The sequence below is a fragment of the Dialister sp. UBA1703 genome (genome assembly GCA_002320515.1).
GTDB lineage: Bacteria > Bacillota > Negativicutes > Veillonellales > Dialisteraceae > Dialister.
Genome location: DCJJ01000040.1, coordinates 197 through 5,077 on the forward strand (window position 1 = coordinate 197; position 4,881 = coordinate 5,077).

At 53.2% G+C, this 4,881-nt stretch carries 2 pseudogenes; both read left to right on the forward strand.

Annotated features, from left to right (window positions below):
- Positions 1 to 415: 415 nt before the first annotated feature.
- A pseudogene (rpoB, locus tag B2Y11_RS01975) lies at positions 416 to 4,179 on the forward strand (DNA-directed RNA polymerase subunit beta).
- A 23-nt stretch (positions 4,180 to 4,202) separates the two neighbouring features.
- Positions 4,203 to 4,881, forward strand: a pseudogene (locus tag B2Y11_RS01980) (DNA-directed RNA polymerase subunit beta'); the annotation flags it as partial.

Below are 4,881 nucleotides of genomic sequence, written 5' to 3' on the forward strand. Positions count from 1 at the left end.
CTCGGGGCGAAGCCCCGTCAACCTTCCCCTCTGAACCCTTTGAACCTTTTGAACCCTCTGAACCCGGGCCACAGAGTGGCCCCATTCCCTATTGCTTTTTCTCTTTCATAATGCTAGAATGTGCTGGAACAAAAAGTCCTGAAAATGCAATAGGAAATTTTTACGCAAGAAAATTTCTATAACAGGCTTAAAAAATTCTATAAAAGAAAATATCTTAAATGTGGTATTCAAAAATTTTTGGTATTAAAAAGGAACGTTTCCTTGCATTCAGTGGTGAATTGTAGTAAAATTTATCTTTGCAACCGTTCCTTTTTATTTATTTATATGGTATATATTAAGGCTTTAAGGAAGGGAGACCTTCCCGGAAGTCCTGTTTTGAAACGAAAGGGTGAGGCGAGGAATGCCCAAAAGCAAGATGTTCAGACCTGTGCAGGTTGGTAAGAAGAAGAGATACACCTATGCCAGATCACAGGAAGTCCTGAAAATGCCGCATTTGCTCGATCTGCAGACGAAGTCTTATGAATGGTTCTGCAGGGAAGGGCTGAAGGATGTATTTGCAGATATTTCCCCTATTGAGGACAGCGCGCACAAGTGGGCGCTGCATTTTGGCGAATACTATTTCGGCAAAGGCAAGTATAATATCGAGCAGTGCAAGGCGAAGGACGTCAATTATTCTGCTCCTCTCTATGTGAAGGTGCGCCTGGAAAACAAGGAGACCGGAGAACTGAAGGAACATGACCTTTTCATGGGTGATTTCCCGGTTATGACCGACACCGGCACCTTTATCATCAACGGTGCTGAACGTGTCATCGTATCCCAGCTGGTCCGCTCTCCCGGCGTGTACTACAAGAAGGAAAGAGACGCTTTCGATAAGGAAATCTACAGCGCCCAGCTCATTCCGAACCGCGGCGCCTGGATCGAACTGGAGTCCGACCCTGCCGGCTCCATTTCCGTCCGCATCGACCGTAACCGCAAGATGCCGGTGACCGTGCTTGTCCGCGCTCTGGGCTATTCTTCCAATGAAGAAATCCTGGACCTTTTCGACCATGATATCCATATCGAGAAAACGCTGGACAAGGATAATACCACGGACCGCAAGTCTGCTCTCATTGAAATCTATCACAAGCTGCGCCCCGGTGAACCGGCTACGGAAGAATCGGGCACCACGCTTCTGAACAATTTCTTCTATGATCCCCGCCGCTACGACCTGGCCAAGGTAGGCCGCTACAAGCTGAACAAGAAGCTGTCCTGGAAGAACCGTCTCCTGGGACACAAGACCGAAGGCCCTATCGTGAACCAGGAAACCGGCGAAGTGGTGATTGAAGCCAACAGCCTCATCGATGAAGATGCTATTGCAAGGATTGAGGAAAGCGGTGTATTCTCTTCCTTCGACCAGGTGGAAGTGATGACCCAGAAGGATGACGGCACGCCTGTCAAGGTCATCTGCTCTTCCGGCAACAGGGAAGATAATTACCGTATTCTGGAACGGTGCGACATTATCGCCTGCATCGATTACCTGCTGAACATGATGCAGGGCTACGGAAAGAGCGATGATATCGACCATCTGGGCAACCGCCGCGTCCGCTGCGTAGGAGAACTGCTGCAGAACCAGTTCCGCATCGGTCTCACCCGTATGGAAAGGGTAGTCCGTGAAAGAATGACCACCCAGGATCAGGACAAGATGACTCCCCAGGCTCTGGTAAATATCCGCCCCGTTGTGGCAGCGATTAAGGAATTCTTCGGATCCTCCCAGCTGTCCCAGTTCATGGACCAGACAAACCCGCTGGCTGAACTGACTCATAAGCGCCGTCTGTCCGCTCTGGGCCCCGGTGGTCTGTCCCGTGAAAGAGCAGGGTTCGAAGTCCGCGACGTACATTACTCCCATTACGGCCGCATGTGCCCGGTAGAAACCCCTGAAGGTCCGAACATCGGCCTGATTTCCTCCCTCTCCAACTACGGTATCATCAACAAGTACGGCCTCATCGAGACCCCGTACCGCATGATTGAAAAGAGCGTGGACGAAAAGACCGGCGAAAAGGAATACCATGTGACAAACGAAACGAAGTATGTCACCGCCGATATTGAAGAAGATAAAATCATTGCCCAGGCTTCCGAACCGCTGGACGCAGAAGGCCATTTCCTCCATAAGAATGTGGCAAGCCGCCGCGGCCCGGACGTACTGGAAGCGGAACCGGAAGAAGTAGACCTCATGGACGTATCTCCAAAGCAGGTCGTTTCCATCGGTACATCCCTCATTCCATTCCTGGAACACGATGATACGAACCGTGCCCTCATGGGCGCCAATATGCAGCGCCAGGCAGTGCCGCTGCTCCGTCCGGAAGCGCCGCTCGTCGGCACCGGCATGGAATGGGTAGCCGGCCAGGACTCCGGCGTCTGCATCCTCGCCAAGAGGGGCGGCACCGTGGAGAGAGTCACTGGCCGCCAGATCATTGTCCGTGCGGACAATGGGGAACTGGATACCTATGACCTCATTAAATTCATGCGTTCCAACCAGTCCACCTGTATCAACCAGCGCCCCACCGTATTCAAGGGCGAAAGAGTGGAAAAGGGTGATACCCTGGCTGACGGCATGGCCACCGATCAGGGCGAACTGGCCCTGGGCCACAATGTGCTGGTAGCCTTCGTATCCTGGGAAGGGTACAACCACGAAGACGCCGTTCTGATTTCCGAACGTCTCTGCAAGGATGACCTGTACACCTCCATCCACATTGAAGAATACGAATGCGATGCCCGCGACACCAAGCTGGGCGAAGAAGAAATTACCCGCCAGCTGTCCTCCGTTTCCGAAGACGCTGTGAAATATCTGGATGAAAACGGTATCATCATGGTAGGCGCCGATGTACGCCCCGGTGATATCCTGGTAGGCAAGGTCACCCCAAAGGGCGAAACCGAGCTCACTCCGGAAGAACGCCTCCTCCGCGCCATCTTCGGCGACAAGGAAAGAGAAGTCCGCGATACTTCCCTCCGCGTTCCTCACGGCGAATTCGGCAAGGTGGTGGACGTCAAAGTCTTCACCCGTGAAAACGGCGACGAACTGGCTCCCGGCGTGAACAAACTGGTGCGTGTCTACATTGCCCAGAAACGTAAGATCCGCGAAGGCGACAAGATGGCCGGCCGTCACGGCAACAAGTGCGTATGCTCCCGTATTATGCCGGTAGAAGATATGCCCTTCACCCCCGATGGACGTCCGGTGGATCTGGTACTGAATCCTCTGGGCGTACCGTCCCGAATGAATATCGGCCAGATTCTGGAAATCCATCTGTCCTGGGCCTGCCATATGCTGGGTGAAGAAATCCATGCAGCCCTGGCAGCAGGCGAAGGAAGCGCCAAGTATGAAGAAATGAAGCAGCGTCTCATCGACTGCGGCTACGATTTCGACACCTACGGCATGCCTGAACCTACCGAATCCGGCATTCACATCGCAACCCCCGTCTTCGACGGCTGCCGCGATGAAGACCTGGCAGCAACCTTAAAGGCGGCAGGTCTCCCGGCTAACGCAAAGACCGACCTCTATGACGGCCGTACCGGTGAAAAACTGGACAACCAGGTCACCATCGGCTGGAAATACATGCTGAAACTCCATCACCTGGTTGATGATAAGATCCATGCCCGCTCCACCGGCCCATACTCCCTGGTTACCCAGCAGCCTCTGGGCGGCAAGGCACAGTTCGGCGGCCAGCGCTTCGGCGANNGGAAATCCTGACAGTGAAGTCCGATGATGTCATCGGCCGTGTGAAGGCTTATGAAAAGATTGTAAAGGGCGAAAATATTCCGAGCCCCGGCGTTCCGGAATCCTTCAAAGTCCTCATGAAAGAACTGCAGTCCATCGGTCTGGACGTACGGATTCTCAATGAAAACGGAGATGAAGTGGTACTGAAGGAACTGGACGAAAGCGATCTGGAACAGGGCTACGGCGGCGGCGAACGCTGGCACCGGGACGAAGTGAGAGAAGCCATGGAAGGGGACAGTGCAGTCACTGAATCCAGAAACGCCATGGAAACATCCATGAACGGCGGCGAAGCAGCCGGCGGCAATGATGTTGCTTCCTTCAACGACACCCTGGAAGCCGAAGCCAATGCGCCTGCCGACGAAGAAGCAGGATTTGTCGAAACGGATATGAACAATGAAACCGGCCATATGGATGGCCAGGATGAATAAACCCGGAAAGGAGAAGAACCCAATTGTTAGATGTAAACGAATTTGATTCCATGAAAATCGGTATCGCCTCTCCGGAAAAGATCCTTGAATGGTCCCATGGCGAAGTCACCAAGCCGGAAACCATCAACTACAGAACCCTGAAGGCGGAAACCGACGGTCTCTTCTGTGAAAAGATTTTCGGACCAACCAAGGACTGGGAATGCAAATGCGGCAAGTACAAGAAAATGCGCTACAGAGGCACCATCTGCGACAAGTGCGGCGTAGAAGTCACAAGCTCCAAAGTGCGCCGTGAAAGAATGGGCCACATTGCCCTTGCCTGCCCGGTTTCCCACATCTGGTACTTCAAAGGCACCCCTTCCCGCATCGGACTGATTCTTGAAATCTCTCCCCGCCAGCTGGAAAGAGTCCTCTATTTCGCAGCCTACATTGTCCTCGATCCCGGCAGCACCGACCTCCTGAAGAAACAGGTGCTGAACGAACAGGAATACCAGGACGCTGTAGCTAAATTCGGCCCCGGCTCCTTCAAGGCCCAGATGGGTGCTGAAGCCATCCAGAAACTGCTGAAGGAACTGGACCTGCCGAAACTGGAAGCAGCCCTCAAGAAGGAAATCGAAGAAGGCAGCGGCCAGCGTAAGGTGAGATGCATCCGTCGTCTGGAAGAAGTGGAAGCCTTCCTCCACTCCGGCAACAAACCGGAATGGA